The organism is Angustibacter luteus, from assembly GCF_039541115.1.
Classification (GTDB): Bacteria; Actinomycetota; Actinomycetes; order Actinomycetales; family Angustibacteraceae; genus Angustibacter; species Angustibacter luteus.
The window spans coordinates 212290-230497 of sequence record NZ_BAABFP010000007.1 but is presented as its reverse complement, the minus strand read 5'-3'; the positions used below and the strand labels follow the sequence as shown (position 1 = coordinate 230497).

Here is an 18208-nt window from a genome sequence, read left to right as displayed (position 1 = left end):
ACTTCCTTCGGGTCGGTGGTTCGGTACTGCCTAGCGCTGGGAGCCGTAGACGCCGCGGGCCTGGTCGCGCACCAGGTGGCCGTCCTCGAGCTCCACGACGCGCTTGCGCATCTGGTCCACGATCTCGTCGTCGTGGGTGGCCATGACGATGGTGGTGCCGGTCCGGTTGATCCGGTCCAGCAGCCGCATGATGCCGATGCTGGTGGTCGGGTCGAGGTTGCCGGTGGGCTCGTCGGCGAGCAGGATCGCGGGCCGGTTCACGAAGGCCCGGGCGATGGCGACGCGCTGCTGCTCACCGCCGGAGAGCTCGTGCGGCATGCGGTTCTCCTTGCCGCCCAGCCCGACCAGCTCGAGGGTCTCGGGGACGACCTGGCTGATGGTGTGGCGCGGCTTGCCGATGACCTGCAGCGCGAAGGCGACGTTCTGGAACACGGTCTTGCTGGGCAGCAGCCGGAAGTCCTGGAAGACGGCGCCCATCTGGCGGCGCAGCATCGGCACCCGGCGGCTGGACAGGGCGGCCAGGTCGCGCCCGGCGACGTGCACGGTCCCGGAGGTGGCCTTCTCCTCCTTGAGGACGAGCCGCAGCAGGGTCGACTTGCCGGAGCCGGAGGCGCCGACGATGAAGACGAACTCGCCGCGCTCCACCTCCACGGACACCTTGTCGAGGGCAGGGCGCTGCCCCGAGGCGTAGGACTTGGTCACGTTGTCGAGCCGGATCACCGGCTCAGGGTACGTGGCGAAGCTGAGCACTCCCGGTAACTTCGGGTGACCGGGCGTTGCGGATTGGTGTCGCTTAGGCCTCGGCGCGGTCGCTGGTGCGCTTCCAGCGGATACCGGCCTCAAGGAATCCGTCGATGTCGCCGTCGAACACGGCGCTGGTGTTGCCGACCTCGTGCTCGGTGCGCAGGTCCTTGACCATCTGGTACGGGTGCAGCACGTAGGAGCGCATCTGGTTGCCCCAGCTGGACCCGCCGTCCCCCTTGAGGGCGTCCATGGCGGCCCGCTCCTCGGCCTTGCGCACCTGCAGCAGCCGGGACTGCAGCACCTTGAGCGCGGCGGCGCGGTTCTGGATCTGCGACTTCTCGTTCTGCATCGAGACCACGATGCCGGTCGGGATGTGCGTCATCCGGACGGCGGAGTCGGTGGTGTTGACGCTCTGGCCGCCGGGGCCGGACGAGCGGAACACGTCGACCTTGATCTCGGCCTCGGGGATGTCCACGTGGTCGGTGACCTCGGTGACCGGCAGCACCTCGACGCCGGCGAAGCTGGTCTGGCGGCGTCCCTGGTTGTCGAAGGGGCTGATCCGGACCAGCCGGTGGGTGCCCTGCTCGACCTGCAGCGTGCCGTAGGCGTACGGGGCGTGGACGGCGAAGGTGGCGGACTTCAGGCCCGCCTCCTCGGCGTACGAGGTGTCCATCACCTCGGTGCCGTAGCCGTGCCGCTCGGCCCAGCGCAGGTACATGCGCAGCAGCATCTCGGCGAAGTCGGCGGCGTCCACGCCACCAGCCTCGGCGCGGATGGTGACCAGCGCCTCGCGCTCGTCCATCTCGCCGTTGAGCAGGGTGCGGACCTCGAGCTCCCCCACGGCCTTGCGCAGCGAGGTGAGCTCGCGCTCGGCCTCGGCGAGGGTGTCGGCGTCGTCCTCCTCCTCGGCCATCTGCACGAGCACCTCGAGGTCGTCGACGCGCTGGGCGATCGTCTCGTAGCGCTCGAGCTCGGCGCCGAGGTGGCTGAGCCTGCTGGTGACCTTCTGCGCGGCCTCGGGGTCGTCCCACAGGTCCGGTGCGGCGGACTGCTGCTCGAGGTCGGCGATGTCGGCCTTGAGGCGCCCGACGTCCGTCACCTGCCGGATCGACTCGACGGTCGTTCGGAGGTCTCGGAGCTCAGCGGGGAAGTCGACGGCGGCCACGAGCGTCCAATCTACGGCAGAGGGCGGGCGGGACGGCACGTGGGAGAGATCATCAACCTGCGGCCGCGGCCCGCTGCCGCACGGCGTACTCGGCCGGTGGCACCCCGAAGGCCTGCTTGAACTCGCGGGTCAGGTGGGCCTGGTCGGCGAAGCCGAGGTCGGCCGCCAGGTCGGCCCAGACGACGTCCTGCCCGTGCGCGACGGCCTCGGCCGCCTCGTAGATCCGGTACCGGCGGATGACCCACTTGGGCGAGACCCCGACGTGCTCGGCGAACATCCGCTGCAGGGTCCGCTCGCTGACCCCGGCGTGCGCGGCGAGGGCGTCGACGCGGCGCAGCGTCGGGTCGGCGACCACCTCGTCGACGAGCGCGGTGGCAGCCTCGCAGGGGTGGCGACCGGCGGGCAGGCGCCCGCCCAGGAAGCGTTCGGCCGCGGCGACCATCGCGGTCTGGTCGCGAGCACCGCGGACGTCGTCCGCCCACTGGCCGGCGGCTGGCCCGAGCCAGTCGACGAGGTGCGCGGCCCGGTCGGTGAGCTGGGTCATGGGTCCGGGGGCGAGGGGGCTGAAGCCGCCGGGTCGGAACATCACGCCGAGGGCGCGCCCGTGGCCCTGGAGCACCTTGGTGGTCTGCCCGCGGTGCACCCCCACGGCGAGCGCCGAGGCCCGCTCGATGACCAGGTTGACGACGGGGTGCGGCAGCACGTGCTGGGGGTAGGACTGGCCGGGCGGCAGGTCCCAGGTGACGACCCAGTACCAGCCGACGTAGCGGGCGACGTGATCGGACGGCGCGTGCCGGTCGAGCGCGAACCGGTCCAGGCCGGCGGCGGGGTCGACGATGCCGCGGCTGTCCTGCTCGGCGGGCTGCACCACGCTGGCGAGCCTAGGAGGTGGGCGCGACGGTGTCGCGTTCGTTCAAGCGGTGCCGCGGGATCCGCGTGAGGGTGGTGGCATGACACAGATCCTGGACCGCTACCGCCGCAACGCCGACGCCTTCGCGGACACCATCCGCGCGGTACCGCCGGACCGCTGGGACAGCCCGTCGCCGTGCCCGGACTGGGATGCGCGCGGCGTGGTCGCGCACGTGGTGTCGACGTTGTCGATGTTCGAGGAGCTCGTGGGGCGCGAGCAGCGGCCGGGGCCCTCGGTGGACGACGACCCGCTGGGTGCGTTCGAGGCGGTCCGGACGCAGGTGGAGGAGGAGCTGGCCGACCCGGCGCTCGCGGACGTGGAGTTCGACGGGTTCTTCGGGCGCTCCTCGTTCGCGAAGGCGGTGGACACGTTCCTCTCGGGTGACCTGGTGACGCACCGCTGGGACCTGGCGAAGGCCACCGGCGGGGACCTGACCATCCCGCAGGACGAGATCGAGCGGGCCTGGCAGGACGTCGAGGGGTTCGGCGACGCGCTGCGCTCCCCCGGCGCCTTCGGTCCGGAGGTCGAGGTGCCGGACGACGCCGACGAGCAGACGAAGCTGCTGGCGTTCCTGGGCCGCGAGGCCTGAGCCGCGGTCCCGCTCAAGGCTGGAGCCGCGCGGTGGCCGTCGAGCGCACGGTGACGGAGATGCCGTCGCTCAGCCCGGCCACGACCCAGCCGCCGATGGGGAGCCGGACGTCGCCGGTGAGCACGACCGTGGCGCTCGCGCCGTCAGTGGCGCCCGTCCCGCGGGCCACCGTCAGCTCGGTCAGCCGACGCGGCGGCGGGTACCCGGCGAGGTAGTCGCGCACCTGCCGCCGCACCGCGGCGTCGGTCAGCCTGATCTGGTCCCCGCCCTCTCCCCCACCCACGCCCGAACCGCCGTAGACGCCGCCTTCGTCGACGGCGTCGGCGGCGTCGAGCGCGGCCGCGTCGGCGGCGTCGAGCAGCTGGGTCCGGGCGAGGTGGACGGCGGTCGCGTCGACCACGACGACGACCAGGGCGAGCGCCACCACAAGGTAGCCGAGGATCAGCAGGCTGAGCTGCCCGCTGTCGTCGCCCGCTGGAGGCAGGCGCCGGGCGAGCGGGTGGGCTGCTCGCCGACTCCGCCTCATCGGGAGCCCACCCGTCCAGCGTCCGGGCCAGCCTGCTTGCTGCGGAACCGGTCGACGACGCTGACCTGTTGGGCGGTGACCTGCACGCGCGTGGGGAATGCCCGGTCGAGCAGCCTCGGCACCCCGGGCAGCGCGACGTCCACCTCGGTGGAGACGGTCACCCGACCATCGGGCGACAGGCAGTCGGCGTGCTCGCAGTCGATGGTGATGCGGCCCCGCCCCAGGACCCCCTGGTCGGCGAGCGCGAGGGCGGCGGCGGCGTCCGCTCGCGCTCGCGCCTGGTCCACGTCGGACGCGGTCACGAATGCCCGGCCGCCCTCGCGGGCGGCGCGCTGCGCGGCGAACGCCGCGGCTTCGACCCGGCCCAGGACCAGCACCAGGTAGACGACGGGGACGAGCAGGAGCACGCCGAGGACGCAGAACTCGACCAGCGCGTTTCCCGCGTCGGCCGGCCCCCGCGCCAGGGCTGCGCGCCGGCGGACACCGCGTGCTCGCGTGCTCACCCCGTCCCTCCGAAGGGCTGCGCCTCGACGAAGGCGTGGCCCCGGACGGTGGTGGACCCTGCGTAGCCGAGCACGCCGAGCACTGGCAACGGCACGGTGAGGGTCACCTCGACCGCCTGGACGCCGGAGACCTGCACGAGCGCGACGCCGGCGTCGTCCGGTCGGGGACCGACGCGACCTGGCAGCTCACTGGCCAGCAGCTCACGGGCGCGGGCGAGCCCGTCCGCGGGAACCCGGTCTGCCCTGGCCCCGAGACGGGCTCCCTCGGCGGCGCAGTCGATCGCCGTGTTCCGCACGTGCAGGACCAGCACCAGCTGGAGCAGCGCCGCAAAGAGCAGGGACAGCAGGGCGCCGACCAGGGCGAAGTCCACCGCGGCAGAACCGCGGTCGCCGTGGCCGCGGCGCTCAGGGTGCGACACCGCGGATGGAGTCGCGGAAGAGGTCGTTGAGCGTGTCACCGGCGACCGCCCACAGGCCGGCCACCAGGCCTGCGGTCATGACGGTGACGAGCACCCACCCGGGGACGTCGCCGCGATCGGACGGCCCGCCGGCGGCGAGCCGGGCGCGGATCCGGGTCGCGAGCAGGGCGGTGAGGACGTGGGCGTGCATCGTGTTCCTCTCGTCGGTCGTTCTCTTCAGTCACAGACCAAGGCGCAGGAACGCGAACCCTGGGTACACCGCGAACAGCACCGTGACCGGCAGCACGCCGAAGACCACCGGCACCATCATCGCGACCTCCTTGCGCCCGGCTGTGTCCATCAGGGCGCGCTGCCCGCTCTGCCGGACGTCCTGTGCCTGCGCCCGCAGCACGTCGGCCAGTGGCGTCCCGCGCTCGACCGCGATGACCACGCCGTCGACGAACCTGGCGAGGGCGGGCAGGCCGGTCCGCCGGGACACGCCCTGGAGCGCGAGGACGAGGGACGCGCCGGCGTGGGTGTCCGAGAGCGCACGGCGGAGCTCGCCGGCCAGCTCGCCGCCGGTCAGGGCGGCGACCCGGTGGAGCGCGGCGACGGGACCCTCACCGGCACCGACGGCGAGGGCGAGCATCTCGGCGACCGTCGGCAGCTCTTCGAGCATCCGCTGCTCCCGGCGCCGCACCTGGTGGGTCAGGTACCAGTCGCGGGCCATGACACCGGCGCCGGCCGCCGCGACGACGAGGAACGCGAGCGGCAGCAACGCGCGGGGGTGCCGGGACCAGGCCGCAGCGCTGAGCGCGGCGCCGGCTGCCGCACCGCCGGCCCCGCACAGCACCTGCTGAGCTCGAAACCCGGGCACGTCCAGGCCGAGTCCGGCACGCTCCAGCCGCGCACCGAGCGACGTCGATCCGCCCAGCAGCCGGTCGAGGGCACTGCAGAGCCGCTCGACGGCCGCCCGCGCCGGTGCGGGCGCGCCGACCCGGCCGCGCTCACCGCCCGAGCGCAGCAACCGGCTCGGCGCGCTCACGTCGTGCACGTACGGCCCGAGGCGCTCTGCCAGCCCAGGTCGGCGCAGGAACGGCAGTCCGGACAGCAGCAGGAGGATCCCGCAGCCGAGCGCGAGCCCGATCAGGCAGCCGAGCCAGTCGCAGGAGACCGTCACGGCGCTCACCGAAGGACCCGCCGTTCCTCGGGCAGGCGGGCGATGCGCAGCATCGCCGCATAGGACAGCGCCGAGACGAGGGCGCCACCGACGAGCACCACGACGCCAGCGGGTCGGCTGTAGGCAGCGACGGATTCGGGGCGCGTGGCGAGCAGCAGCAGGACGATCCACGGCGCCGCGACGGCGACCCGCGCGCCGTTGACCGTCCAGCCCTGGCGGCCCTCCAGCTCGGAGCGCATGCGGGCTTCTTGGCGAAGGAACCCGGACAGGGTGCGCAAGAGCCGACCCAGGTCGGTGCCGCCGACCTCGCGGGCGATCCGCAGGGACTCGACGATGCGGTCACCCACCGGGTCGGCGAGCCGGTCCTTGAGCGTGTCGAGGGCGTCGTGGAACCTCCCGCTCGACCGGTAGTCGCGAGCGAACGCCGAGAAGGCCGGGCGCAGCGGCGCCGGCCCGCGGACGGCCAGCTGGCTGAGCGCCTCAGGGAGGGACAGTCCGGCTCGCACCGCTGACGCGAGGTTGTCGACCGCCTCGGGCCACATCTCACGCAGGCTGGCGCGGCGGCGGCGGGCGCGTCCCCGCACCACCACCAGCGGAGCGGCGCCGGCCATGAGGGCGAAGCAGCCGGCCACCGGTGGCACCCGGGTGACCGCCAGGAGGAGCAGGGCAGCGGCCGACCCGCAGGCCAGGCAGGCCGCGGAGAGGGCCCGCGGGCCGATGCCGACGAGCCGGGCGTCCTGCACCACCCGGTCGCACCAGAGACGTCCCGGCACTCGCCCGGACGTGGACAGCGGCAGCTGCGGGGCGGGCCAGCAGGACCGCCACATCAGGAACAACCCGACCCCTAGCGCCAGCCCGAGTCCCAACCCGGTCACGTCGGGAGGCCCGCGAGAGACGGGACGTCGACGTCCGAGGGCGATCCGCTCACCGCTGCGCCGTCGCCCTCGCGCGGCGCGAGCAGCCGGGCGACGTCGATGCCGACCCGTTCGTAGCGTTCGGGGTGCGGCGGGAAGCCCGCAGCCCGCTGGAGCCGGCCACCGCGACTGGTGAACACGTCCGTGGTCTCGACCACGTCGGCCTCGACGCGGCCGGACACGGCGACCACCTCGGCCACCCGTCGCCGACCATCCGGGTCGAGCCGGATGTAGACGACCAGGTCGATGCTCGAGGCCACGGTCGGCACCACGAACCGCGAGCTCACGTTCTCACCGGCCAGCAGCGGAAGGGTGCACATCTTGACGAGCGCGTCGCGTGCGCTGTTCGCGTGCACCGTGCACATCCCGGGCAGGCCGCTGTTCAGCGCCAAGAGCATGTCCAGGCTCTCCTCCTGCCGGACCTCGCCGACGATGATGCGGGAGGGGCGCATGCGCAGTGACTCCTTCACCAGCCGGCGCAGCGGGATCTCGCCGGCGCCCTCGAGGTTCGGCTGCCGGCACTGCATGGCGACGACGTCGCGTCCGGCGAGCTGAAGCTCGAACACCTCCTCGCAGGTGATGATGCGCTCACGGGAGTCGATGGCGCCGGCGAGGCAGTTCAGCAGCGTGGTCTTCCCGGCCTGGGTTCCACCGGCCACCAGCACGTTCAGCCCGGCCCGCACGCTGGCCTCGAGGAAGGCTGCGACCTGCGAGCTCAGCGAGCCGAGCCGGACGAGGTCCTCGAGGTGCCGCGCCCGGACCACGAACTTGCGGATGTTCACGGCCCAGTGCTCGCGGGTCACGTCCGGGATCACCACGTGCAGCCGCGAACCGTCGGGCAGGCTGGCGTCGACGAACGGGCTGGACAGGTCGACCCGCCGGCCGGACGTCGACAGCATGCGCTCCACCAGGTCGGCGAGGGACTGCGCGGTGAGCATCGTCGTGGTCAGCTCCGGCAGCCCGCCTCGCGCGACGAACACCTTGCCGGGTTCGTTGACCCAGATCTCCTCGACGCTCGGGTCGTCCAGGAACCGTTGCAGGGCACCGAATCCCGCGACCGCGGCCCAGACGGCGCCCACCAGCGCCGACCGGTCCTCGACCGGTGGCAGCCCCCCGCTCAACGACCGCTCCTCGTAGTCGTTCACCGCCTCCTCGACCAGCTCGCGGACGGCGGCGCCGTCCTGCAGAGGGTCGATCCCCGAGCGCCGCACGAGCTCTCGCACGACCTGCTCGACCCGGCCGCGCGCACCGTCCTGCACCCCCATGAGCCCCCCTCGAGCCTCGACCCGTCCACTCTAGACAATCGGACATACCGGGAGAAGCGGACCGTCAAGATCTGTGGATAAGCTCCGCAGCCCTCCCGGCGATTCCGCCAGACTTCTCGGGTGAACCCCTTGCGCTGCACCGTGATCGACGCGCGGTCGCCCGCGTCCGCACTGGACGTCGACGTCCGCGCGCCGGCCGGCACCCTCCTCGGCGAGGTGAGCGGCGCGCTGCTGGGTCAGGTGGGAGCCGGCGCCGACAGCGCGCTGACCATCCGCGGTCGGCGGTTGCCGCCGGACCTGGCGCTCGGCACGCCTCCATTGGTGGAGGGGGTCCTGCTGGTTGCCGTGCCGGCGGGGGCGGCGACCGAACGCCGCGCGGGCGAGCGCACCGCCGGCGTACTCGAGCTCTGCGTGGTGGCCGGGCCCGATGCCGGCCGACGGATACCCCTGCAGCCAGGACCGCACACGATCGGCCGTGGCGGGGCAGCCGACCTGCAGCTGGCGGACCCCTCGGTGTCACGCCTGCACCTGCGCATCCGCGTCGACCCGGGCGGCACGGTGGTGCACGACCTGGGTTCGAGCAACGGCAGCCTCCTGGACGGCGAGCCGGTGGGGCCGACGGGTCGTCAGGTCCGCCCGGGGCAACGGATCCGAGTGGGCGAGTCGACGCTCGTGGTCCGGGTGACCGGCTCGGCGCCGGCGTCCCTGCGAGGCGACGGCAACGGTGGCATCGAGGTGAATCGCGCGCCCCGCACGGACCTCACCGTCGAGCCAACCCGGATCAGCCGCCCGGCAGCCCCGACACCGCCCGCGCCGACGCGCATCCCGTGGATCGCCGTCGCGCTGCCGCTGCTGCTGTGCGTCCCGATGGCACTGCTCCTGCACCAGCCGACGTACCTGGCCTTCGGCCTGCTCGGACCGGTGGCCATGCTGTCGACGACCGTCGCCGAGCGACTGGGACGGGGGCGCCGCCACCGCTCGGAGCAGGCGGCCTGGAAGGTTCGCGACGACGCCGCCGACCAGGCCCGGCTCGCCGCGCTGCGCGACGAGCTGGAGCGTCGCCGGGCGCTCGCCGGCGACGCGGCCGAGCTCTCCGAGACGGTGCACCAGCCCACGGCGAGGCTGTGGCAACGCGGCCCAGGAGACGACGACCTGCTGTCCGTCGTGCTCGGCGCTCGGCGGTGCCGCTCCTCGGTCCGGGTCGGCACCGGCCAGGTGTCGGGCGAGGCGGACGGCGAGCTGCAGTGGCTCGACGACGCCCCGGCCACCCTGCCGCTGGACCGGGCGCAGCACCTGGGGCTGGCCGGCGACGAAGCACGGGTCACGGCCCTGGGTCGCTACCTCGTCGGTCAGCTGGCCGGACGGTGCTCACCGCGGGGGGTACGGCTGGCGGTGATCGGTCCGGCGACCACCTGGTCGTGGGCACGGTGGCTCCCGCACCGGTTCGCTGGGTCGCTCGTCGACCTCGAGCACGAGGTGCAGCGCCGGATCGAGCGGGCCGACGGTCGCTCCACCCGGCGTCCAGCAGGCCAGCCGAGAGGGGCTGAGGCCGCGATCGTCGTCCTGCTGGACCTGCGCGCGACGGCCCGCGGCGCCGCGGGCGGGAACCCCGTGGGCCAGGACCCCGCCCTGGCCACGGTGCTGCGTCACGGCCCCGCGGTGGGCGTGCACACGATCTGCCTGGCCGGGAGCGCCTCGGAGCTCCCCAGTGAGTGCGGGCTCAGCATCACCCTGCCGAGCAGCGGCCCGGCGAGCACCCGAGGCCTCGGTGGCCTCGGTACCGACGGTGCCGACAATGCCCACGGTGCCGACGGTGACGGAGCCGGCTGGGACCTCGCGCCGGACGGCGTCGGTGCCGCGTGGGCGGACGAGCTCGCACGCGCCCTCGCCCCGTTCCGCGAGGCCACGCCAGAACCCGCGGGGGGCGACTCCCTTCCGGTCTCGGTCGCCCTCACGTCCCTGCTCGACGTCGATGCCGCCGATCCGGCAGCGTTGGCCGACAGCTGGCGACGCTCTCCCCGGTCGACGACGGTCACCCTCGGCGCGGGCCGGGACGGGCGGGTCTGCGTCGACCTGCTCGCCGACGGGCCGCACACGCTGGTGGCGGGCACGACGGGCGCGGGCAAGTCCGAGCTGCTGCTCACCCTGGTGACCTCGTTGGCGCTCGGCAACCGGCCGGACGAGCTGTCGTTCGTGCTGGTGGACTACAAGGGCGGGGCCGCGTTCCGGCGTTGCGCCGACCTGCCGCACGTCCTCGGGGTGGTCAGTGACCTGGACGGGCACCTGGCGGCTCGGGCGCTGACCGCGTTGCAGGCCGAGCTGACCCGCCGAGAGCGCCTGCTGGCCGAGGTCGGGGCGGCAGACCTGGGCGCCTACCAACGATGGTGCGACGACGAACCGGGGCGCCCCGCACTGGCCCGGTTGGTGCTCGTGATCGACGAGTTCCGGCTCCTGGCCGGCGAGCTCCCGGACTTCCTGGACGGCCTGGTCCGACTGGCCGCGGTCGGGCGGTCGCTGGGCGTGCACCTGGTGCTCGCCACCCAGCGCCCGGCCGGCATCGTGACCGCGGACATCAAGGCGAACGTCAACCTGCGCATCTGCCTGCGGGTGCGCGACCGGGTCGACTCCGAGGACGTGCTGGACGCGGCGGACGCCGCGGTGCTGCCGGACGGCGTCCCGGGCCGTGGGCTGTTCCGCGCCGGGTCGAAGTCCCTCACCGCATTCCAGACGGCGCTGGCCGGCGGCACCGCGCACGGCCCCCGGATCAGCCGGCCCCTCGTGCTACCGGCTGGACACCCCGTCCCGGTGGACCCGCACGCCGACGAGCTGGCGGCGCTGGTGCGGTCCATGCGAGCGGCGAGCGCCCTGGTCGGCGCCGAACCACCACCGAGCCCGTGGCTGCCACCGCTCCCCGAGCAGCTCGCGTCCGCTGACCTGCGGGGTGCGGCAGCCGGCGGGGCACCGGCGTGGGGGCTGGCCGACCTGCCCGTCGAGGGACGCCAGGAGCCCTTCGGCTGGGACCCGCTGGTCGACTCGCACCTGGCGATCAGCGGGGCACCGCGCACCGGACGGACCAATGCCCTGCTGGCGCTCGCGACAGCGTTGCTGGCCTCGCCCGAGGGCCACCACGTGCATGTGGTCGACGCAGCCGGCGGGGCACTCGCGCGGGCCTTGGACCCAGGAGCCCGGCCGTCGCTGCCGCAGCTGGGCACGGTGCTGACCGGCGAGCCGGCCACCGTCGTGGCTCGCCTCGTGGACCGGCTGTCCTCGCAGCTGAACGACCGGCGGGGTCCAGGCACCGAGCGGCCCGGCCGGGCGACGGTGCTGCTGGTGGACGGGTGGGAGTCGCTGGCCGAGGGCCTGGAGCGGGTGGACCACGGACGCGGCCTGGACGCCCTGCTCTCTCTCGTCCGGGACGGCGAGCGGGCCGGTCTGCGGCTGGTGGTGGCGGGTGGGCGTGCCGTCCTGACCTCGCGGATCGGGTCGCTCGTGGGCCAGCGGCTGCTGCTGCGGCCGACCGACCCCACCGACCTCCTGCTGGCCGGGGTGCCGACGTCCGCTGTCCCCTCGCGACTGCCGGCGGGCCGGGTGATCCACCTACCCGGTGGACGCCAGGTCCAGCTCGTCCGCGCCGACGGCGAGCAGCTCCGTGCCACGCTCGCGGCATCTCCCACCGCGGCCTCCGGCCTCGCCGAGCGGGCGCTGCGCCTGCGCCGGCTCCCCGACCTGCTGCACCTCACCGAGCTCGATGCCTGGGACGGCGCCGGTGTGCTGCTGGGGGTCGGCGGAGACGAGGCCCTGCCCGTGGCCGTGGATCCGGCCGTGCACCGCCGGTGGGTGGTCCTGGGTCCGGCCGGTAGCGGGCGCTCGCAGGTGCTCGCGGTGGTCGCACGGCAGCTGCACGCGCGGGGTCGCCGGGTGATCGCGCTCGCCCCGCTCGGCGGGCCGCTGCACGAGGGCGGCTGGCCCACCGCGACCGACGGACCGGAGCTCCTGCGTCTGCTCATGGCGCGACCGGCGGACCCCGTGGCCGGCGCCTGCGTGCTGGTGGACGACGCTGAGCGGGTCGCTCACGACCCGGCGGTCGCCGGCGCCCTGGAGCAGCTGGCCAGGGATCCCGGCCCCCACTGCTTGGCCCTGGCCCTCCGCACGGAGGCCGGACACCTGCCGGTCAGCGCGCCCTTTGTGGCCGCGGCGTTGCGGCAGCGCACCGGCGTCCTGCTCGGCCCGCACAGCCCGCACGACGGCGACCCGTTCGGCGTGCGGGTCGAGCCGGTCGAGTCGGCGGCTCCGGGCCGCGGCGTCCTGGTGCTGCGCGGGGCCACGACCGCCGTCCAGGTGGCGCTGTGAGGCGCCGCTCCGATCCCAGCACTGCGGCGCCCGTGTGTTCTGGGCCGTGGTGGACGGCGTCATGGGTCGCCCAGCGCGCCCTCAGGTCGTGCTGTCCGAACGACTGCCGGTGTCGTCACACGTGCCCTGAGCGTCAGCCGTGCACTGTCCGGACGAGTCGCTCCTGCAGCCCGCCGTCACCCCAGTGAGCAGCGCCCCGTCAAGAGAGCCGTCGCGGTGCCAGCGTGCAGGCGGTGACTTGGCCGTTGCCGGGCTCCATGGCGCTGTGGCAAGACGACTGCCCGCTGTCCGCCGCGAGCGCTACGGTCACCCCATGTCCGACGACCTGACCCCGGCTCCCACTCCCCCAGCACTCATCCGCGAAGCCGTCTCGGGCGACGTCCCGGACATCCTGCGGCTCATCAAGGAGCTCGCGGTGTACGAGGAGTCGCTGCACCACGTGGAGTCCACGGAGGAGTTCCTGCAGGCCGCGCTCTTCCCGACGGACGGCCCGGCCGGGGCCAGCGCGCTGGTCGCCGAGGTGACCGACCCGGACGGCTCGACCCGGTTGGTCGGCATGGCGGTCTGGTACGTCACCTTCTCGACCTGGACGAGCCGGCACGGCATCTGGCTGGAGGACCTGTTCGTCCAGCCGGACCAGCGCGGCAGCGGCATCGGCAAGGCGTTCCTGGCCCGGCTGGCCAAGATCTGCGCCGACCGGAAGTACCCCCGGCTGGAGTGGTGGGTGCTGGACTGGAACGAGCCGGCCCTCGGCTTCTACCGCTCGCTCGGCGCCGTCGGGCAGGACGAGTGGACGGTCTACCGGATGGACGGCGACGCGCTGCAGAAGCTCGCCGCCCAGGCGTGACCGGAGGGCACGAAAGGGATGTCCCGGACCAGTCCGACCGTTCCCGTGGACGACGACCGCCAGGCGCGTCAGGATGGGGCCGTGCAGGTGGGTGCGCAGGTTCGTGAGCGGGTAGGTGGGTCGTGGCGGCGTTGACCGAGGTCGGGTCCGTCGACGTCACCCACGCTGCCGACGTGGTCGAGCTGGAGGTCCCGGCGAGCGCCGCGTACGTCGCCGTGGTCCGGACCGCCACGGCCGGGCTGGCCGCCCGCTTCGACCTGACCCTGGACCGCATCGAGGACCTGCGGATCGCCATCGACGAGGCCTGCACCCTCCTGATCCGGCGACCGGCCGACGCGCCGCCGGACCACCTGTCGTGCCTCTTCACGCTGGCCGAGGGCGCGCTCACCGTGGACGTCAGCGGTCCCGACGTCGAGCTGCCGGACCGCAGCGCCTACGCCTGGGCCGTGCTGTCCGCGCTGGTCGACTCGCTGGAGTCCGGGCACGAGGACGTCGAGGGCGCCCGCCGGACGTGGATCCGGCTGACCGTACGAGCCGGCGCGGGGCAGTGGGCATGAGCGGGCAGTGGGCATGACGGTCGTCGGCGCCCGCGCCGCGACCCCCGGCTCCAACACGGACGTCGCCCAGGAGCTCGCGGCCCTGCCCGCCCAGGACCCGCGCCGGGCCGAGCTGCGCACCCAGCTGGTCGAGGAGAACCTGCCCCTCGTCCGCTACCTGGCGCAGCGCTACCGCGACCTCGGCGAGCCACTGGACGACCTGATCCAGGTGGGCACCATCGGCCTGATCAACGCGGTCGACCGGTTCGACCCGGACCGCGGGGCGGCGCTCACCACGTTCGCGACACCGACCATCCTCGGCGAGATCAAGCGGCACTTCCGGGACCGGGGCTGGGCGCTGCGCGTCCCGCGGCGCCTGCAGGAGCTGCAGACCCAGCTCGAGGGGGCGCGGGCCGAGCTGAACCAGGCCTTGGGACGCGCCCCGACGGTGCACGAGCTCGCGGAGCAGGTGGGGATCAGCACCGAGGAGGCCATCGAGGCGCTGGAGGCCCAGCAGGCCTACAGCACCGTCCCGCTGGAGGGCCCGATCGACGGCCTCGACGCGGACATCGCGCTGGTCGACACGGCCCTCGAAGACGTGGTGGACCGCGAGTCCCTGCGCCCGCTGCTGCACCGCCTGCCGGCCCGCGAGAAGCGGATCCTGGTGCTGCGCTTCTTCCGCGGCCTGTCCCAGAACGAGATCGCCGACGAGCTCGGCATCTCGCAGATGCACGTCTCCCGCCTGCTGTCGCGCACCGTCGACGACCTGCGCAAGGGCCTCGAGGACCTCGGCTGACGCCTCGGTCAGCACCGCGCTACTTGATCGACCCCGCAGTGAGCCCGCCGACGAGGTGCTTCTCGATGGCCGCGAACAGGATGACCACCGGGACGACGGCGATCAGCGAGGCCGCGAAGAGCTGGTCCCAGTGCTGCTGGTACCCGGTGACGTAGCTGCTGATCCCGACGGTGAGCGGCTTCTTCGCGTCGTCCTGCATCAGGGTCAGCGCGACGACGTACTCGTTCCAGGCGGCGATGAACGTGAAGATCACCGAGGTGACGATGCCCGGACGGGTGAGCGGCAGCATGATCCGCCACATGGTGGCGAGCCGGCCGCAGCCGTCCAGCTCGGCGGCCTCCTCGACCTCGGCCGGGATCGAGGCGAAGAACGCCTGCAGGATCCAGATCGCGAAGGCCAGGTTGAAGGCCGCGTTGGTCAGGATGATCGCCAGGTAGGTGTTCACGAGGTTGAGCTCGAAGAACTCCCGGTACAGCCCGACCACCAGGGCGGTCGGGCTGAACATCTGGGTGACCAGCACGACGAGCAGGAAGAGCCGCCGGCCGGGGTAGCGCACCCGTCCGGTGAAGTAGGCGGCCGGCACGGACACCAGCAGCACCACCATGGTGGACGCGGTCGCGACCACCACGGAGGTCCGCAGCCAGGCGAGGAAGCGGGTGTCGCTCAGCACGGTGCCGAACGTGTCCCACTGCCAGCGCCGCGGCAGGAAGGTCGCGGGCGAGGCGAGGACGTCCGAGCTGGGCCGCAGCGCGTCGAGCAGCATGACGATGTACGGGGCCAGGAAGACCAGCCCCACCGCGAGGCCGACGATCGGCAGCACCACGGGACGCACCCGCCGCCACCGCGAGGGCCCGGACGCCGGACGTCGGGCCGGGCGGGTGCCGCGGGTCTGGTCGACCGGGCTGGTCTGCGTCGCGGCGCTCATGCCTGGTTCTCCTGCGTCGCACCGCGGGTGACCCGCAGGTAGACGGCCACTGCGGCCAGGATCAGCAGCACGTTGAACACCCCGGCGGCAGCCGACATCCCGACGTCCTTCTCGGCGCTCTTGAACGCCAGCTTGTACATCCAGGTGATGGTCGTGTCGTGGCTGAAGCCGGGGTTGCGGTCGTTCAGCGTGTAGACGACGGGGAACGAGTTGAAGACGTAGATGATGCTCAGCACCGTCGACACCGAGAGCGCCGGGGCGAGCAGCGGCAACGTGATCCGCCGGTAGACCTGCCACGGCCCGGCGCCGTCGATGCGCGCCGCCTCGTAGACGTCGTCCGGGATGGCGTTCAGGCCGGCCAGCAGCACGTAGGTCACGAACGGCACCGAGACGAAGACGCCGACCGCGACGATGGAGGCCAGCGTGAACCGGTCGTCACCGAGGAAATCCACCGGCTGGTCGACGAACGGCAGCGCGACCAGCAGCGTGTTCGCGATGCCGTGGTAGTAGTCCAGCAGCAGGGTGAACAGCCGCGCGGTGATGATCAGGGACGCCGCCCAGGGCACGATGATCGCCCAGCGCACGAACCGGCGTCCGACGAACTGCTTCGACAGGAACTGGGCCAGCGCGAGGCTGATCAGCATGGTCAGGATCACCACGGCGACCACCCAGATCGCGGTGGTGCGCAGGACGGTGCCCAGCGCCGGGTGCTCGATCACGTGCCGGTAGTTGTCCAGACCCGCGGGGCCCTTGCGCAGCCCGGTGATGGAGTACTCGCTGAGGGACGCCTTGACCAGGGCGACCGCCGGGAAGACCACGACGCCGCCGATGAGCAGCAGCGCCGGGCCGAGCCACAGCAGGGCGACCCAGCCCGAGGTCGCGTCGCGGGTGCCCCGTCGGCGGGGCCGGCTGGTGGCCGGCCCCGCCTGACGCAGCGTGCTCTGCGACACGCTCAGCTGCCGGACTCGGCCTGCTGCTGCAAGGCGTCCAGCACCTTCTGCGGGTTGCCGTCAGGTGCGACCGCGGAGCCCAGGTTCTGCTGGACCGCGAGCTTGACCTTGTCCCAGCCCGGGTCGTCCGTGGGCGTGAGGTGCACGTTGGGCAGGGTCTGCAGGTAGACCGCGAGCGCCTTCTCGGACTGGAAGGTGGTCAGCCCGGTCTTGGTCACCGGAAGGAAGCCCTCGGCCTTGATGAAGGTGTTGACCTGGTCCGGCTGGTAATACAGGTCGTAGAAGGCCTTCACGGCGTCCTGGTTGCCCTTCTTCTTGAAGGCCATCAGGTAGTCGGTGACGCCGTAGGTCTGCGGGGCGCTGCCGTCGGCGCTGGGCATGGGGGCGACGGCGTAGTCGACGGCCTTGCTCTTGTCGAGCTCGGCGGACAGCGGTGAGAAGCCGACCACCATGCCGGCCTTGCCGGACCCGAAGAGCGCGAAGGCGCCGTCCGTGCGGTTGGTCTTGCCGGGGTTGTTCTGGGTGACCTTGTCGGTGACGGCGAGCTTCTTCAGGAAGTTCAGCGTCTCGACGTTCTTCGCCGAGTTGATGCTCCACTTGCCGTCGGTCTTCCAGTCGCCGCCGTTGTTCACCAGCCAGATGGAGAACTCGGCCTGCGACTCCTCCGGCCCGAGCGGCATGGCGTAGCCGACGTTCCCGCCGCCGAGGGCGCTGACCTTCTTGGCGTCGGCCTCGAAGTCGGCCCAGGTGGTGGGCGGCGCGCTGATGCCGGCCTGCTGGAACAGCTTCTTGTTGTAGAAGAGGGCGCGCGCCGACGACAGGTCGGGCATGCCGTAGAGCTTGCCGTTGTAGGTCCCGGACTTCACGAAGGCCGGGATGAGGTCGTCCTTGACCGCCGGGGACAGCACGTCGTCCGCCGAGTAGAGCAGGTCGTCCTTGGCGTAGCTGGCGTAGGCGTTCAGGTTCAGGATGTCCGGCGGGTTGCCGTTCTGGATCATCGTGCTGGACTGCTGGTCGATGTCGGTCCAGCTGACCACCTGCACGTCGAGGGTGTTCCCGGTCTTCGCCTTGTAGGCGGTCGCGAACTTGTCCCAGAACGCCTTGGTCCCACTGGAGTACTCGGCCGCGACCAGCTTGATGGTCTTCGCGTCACCGGACTTGCCGTCGGCGTCGTTGCTTGATGCTCCCGTCCCACCGCCGCAGGCGGTGAGTCCCACCGCCAGCGCGGCGGTGCAGACGAGGACGGACGTGCGCGTGAGTCGGGCCATTCTCAGCTCCCTGGACATGGACGAAGACGGGGCCACCGCAATATGTTCGTAAGGTTTACAATCAAATGTTCGACAGCGTCAAGGGGGTTCGCGAGGGTTTGTCACTCGTTGCCCATGATGTGCCGCTCACGCGGGTCACGCCCGGCGGGTGGCCAGCACGATCGAGACCACGGCCGTCCCCGCCAGGACGCCGACACCGGCCGCGAGCAGCGGGTTGCCGGCGGACCACATGCTCGGCACCAGCAGGAGCAGGAGGGCCTGGAAGAACACTCCCGGCGTCCGAACCCGCGCGTGACCGCGCAGCAGCTCGCGGGCGATCAGCAGCAGCCCGAGCGCCGTCAG

The 18208-nt window shown here is 72.9% G+C and carries 19 protein-coding genes; 5 read left to right on the top strand and 14 right to left on the bottom strand.

Annotated features, from left to right (window positions below; translation table 11 throughout):
- Positions 1-30 precede the first annotated feature (30 nt).
- From ftsE to ABEB17_RS15110, 3 genes are all read right to left on the bottom strand, one after another.
- Positions 31-720, bottom strand: coding sequence for a cell division ATP-binding protein FtsE (gene ftsE, locus ABEB17_RS15120; protein WP_345717564.1), 690 nt, complete (start codon positions 718-720; stop codon positions 31-33).
- A 73-nt stretch (positions 721-793) separates the two neighbouring features.
- Positions 794-1909 (bottom strand): peptide chain release factor 2, encoded by a 1116-nt coding sequence (prfB, locus tag ABEB17_RS15115; RefSeq protein ID WP_345717563.1) that lies wholly within the window; start codon positions 1907-1909, stop codon positions 794-796.
- Between the two features lie 52 nt (positions 1910-1961).
- Positions 1962-2780, bottom strand: coding sequence for a helix-turn-helix transcriptional regulator (locus tag ABEB17_RS15110; RefSeq protein ID WP_345717562.1), 819 nt, complete (start codon positions 2778-2780; stop codon positions 1962-1964).
- Between the two features lie 79 nt (positions 2781-2859).
- On the opposite strand from ABEB17_RS15110, the gene ABEB17_RS15105 reads away from it, so the two are divergent.
- Entirely contained in the window at positions 2860-3408 is a 549-nt protein-coding gene (locus tag ABEB17_RS15105; protein ID WP_345717561.1) for a TIGR03086 family metal-binding protein, read from the top strand.
- A 13-nt stretch (positions 3409-3421) separates the two neighbouring features.
- Here the strand turns inward: ABEB17_RS15105 and ABEB17_RS15100 are convergent, their stop codons facing one another.
- Genes ABEB17_RS15100 through ABEB17_RS15070 form a run of 7 tightly spaced genes read right to left on the bottom strand, consistent with a single transcriptional unit; the run spans position 3422 to position 8194 of the window.
- Positions 3422-3934, bottom strand: coding sequence for a pilus assembly protein TadG-related protein (locus tag ABEB17_RS15100; protein WP_345717560.1), 513 nt, complete (start codon positions 3932-3934; stop codon positions 3422-3424).
- The gene (locus ABEB17_RS15095) at positions 3931-4437 is read right to left on the bottom strand and encodes a pilus assembly protein (RefSeq protein ID WP_345717559.1); all 507 of its coding nucleotides are present in this window, start codon (positions 4435-4437) and stop codon (positions 3931-3933) included. Before ABEB17_RS15095 ends, ABEB17_RS15100 begins: the two co-directional genes overlap by 4 nt.
- Entirely contained in the window at positions 4434-4856 is a 423-nt protein-coding gene (locus ABEB17_RS15090; protein WP_345717558.1) for a TadE/TadG family type IV pilus assembly protein, read from the bottom strand. The genes ABEB17_RS15095 and ABEB17_RS15090 overlap by 4 nt, the downstream gene beginning before the upstream one ends.
- Complete coding sequence (locus ABEB17_RS15085) at positions 4843-5046, bottom strand: hypothetical protein (protein ID WP_345717557.1); 204 nt, start codon at positions 5044-5046, stop codon at positions 4843-4845. The genes ABEB17_RS15090 and ABEB17_RS15085 overlap by 14 nt, the downstream gene beginning before the upstream one ends.
- A 30-nt stretch (positions 5047-5076) precedes the next feature.
- A complete protein-coding gene (locus ABEB17_RS15080; RefSeq protein ID WP_345717556.1) occupies positions 5077-6024 on the bottom strand; it encodes a type II secretion system F family protein in 948 nt (315 codons plus the stop codon).
- The gene (locus ABEB17_RS15075) at positions 6021-6890 is read right to left on the bottom strand and encodes a type II secretion system F family protein (RefSeq protein ID WP_345717555.1); all 870 of its coding nucleotides are present in this window, start codon (positions 6888-6890) and stop codon (positions 6021-6023) included. Before ABEB17_RS15075 ends, ABEB17_RS15080 begins: the two co-directional genes overlap by 4 nt.
- Positions 6887-8194, bottom strand: coding sequence for a TadA family conjugal transfer-associated ATPase (locus tag ABEB17_RS15070; RefSeq protein ID WP_345717554.1), 1308 nt, complete (start codon positions 8192-8194; stop codon positions 6887-6889). Before ABEB17_RS15070 ends, ABEB17_RS15075 begins: the two co-directional genes overlap by 4 nt.
- Positions 8195-8314: 120 nt before the next feature.
- Between ABEB17_RS15070 and ABEB17_RS15065 the strand changes: the two genes are divergently transcribed.
- From ABEB17_RS15065 to ABEB17_RS15050, 4 genes are all read left to right on the top strand, one after another.
- Positions 8315-12544, top strand: coding sequence for an FtsK/SpoIIIE domain-containing protein (locus tag ABEB17_RS15065; protein WP_345717553.1), 4230 nt, complete (start codon positions 8315-8317; stop codon positions 12542-12544).
- A gap of 313 nt (positions 12545-12857) precedes the next feature.
- Positions 12858-13391, top strand: coding sequence for a GNAT family N-acetyltransferase (locus tag ABEB17_RS15060; RefSeq protein WP_345717552.1), 534 nt, complete (start codon positions 12858-12860; stop codon positions 13389-13391).
- 131 nt (positions 13392-13522) lie between these two features.
- On the top strand, positions 13523-13948 hold the full coding sequence (locus ABEB17_RS15055; RefSeq protein ID WP_378227160.1) for an ATP-binding protein: 426 nt from the start codon (positions 13523-13525) through the stop codon (positions 13946-13948).
- Between the two features lie 13 nt (positions 13949-13961).
- Positions 13962-14723, top strand: a complete 762-nt coding sequence (locus ABEB17_RS15050; RefSeq protein ID WP_345717550.1) for a SigB/SigF/SigG family RNA polymerase sigma factor — start codon at positions 13962-13964, stop codon at positions 14721-14723.
- A gap of 19 nt (positions 14724-14742) precedes the next feature.
- Here ABEB17_RS15050 and ABEB17_RS15045 read toward each other — a convergent pair whose 3' ends face one another.
- The 4 genes from ABEB17_RS15045 to ABEB17_RS15030 form a co-directional block, all read right to left on the bottom strand.
- Complete coding sequence (locus ABEB17_RS15045; RefSeq protein ID WP_345717549.1) at positions 14743-15648, bottom strand: carbohydrate ABC transporter permease; 906 nt, start codon at positions 15646-15648, stop codon at positions 14743-14745.
- A complete protein-coding gene (locus tag ABEB17_RS15040) occupies positions 15645-16598 on the bottom strand; it encodes a carbohydrate ABC transporter permease (protein ID WP_345717548.1) in 954 nt (317 codons plus the stop codon). The genes ABEB17_RS15045 and ABEB17_RS15040 overlap by 4 nt, the downstream gene beginning before the upstream one ends.
- 2 nt (positions 16599-16600) lie before the next feature.
- The gene (locus ABEB17_RS15035) at positions 16601-17866 is read right to left on the bottom strand and encodes an extracellular solute-binding protein (RefSeq protein WP_345717547.1); all 1266 of its coding nucleotides are present in this window, start codon (positions 17864-17866) and stop codon (positions 16601-16603) included.
- 135 nt (positions 17867-18001) lie between these two features.
- Positions 18002-18208, bottom strand: a 207-nt coding sequence (locus tag ABEB17_RS15030) for a hypothetical protein (RefSeq protein WP_345717546.1), incomplete at its 5' end; no start/stop codon positions are given.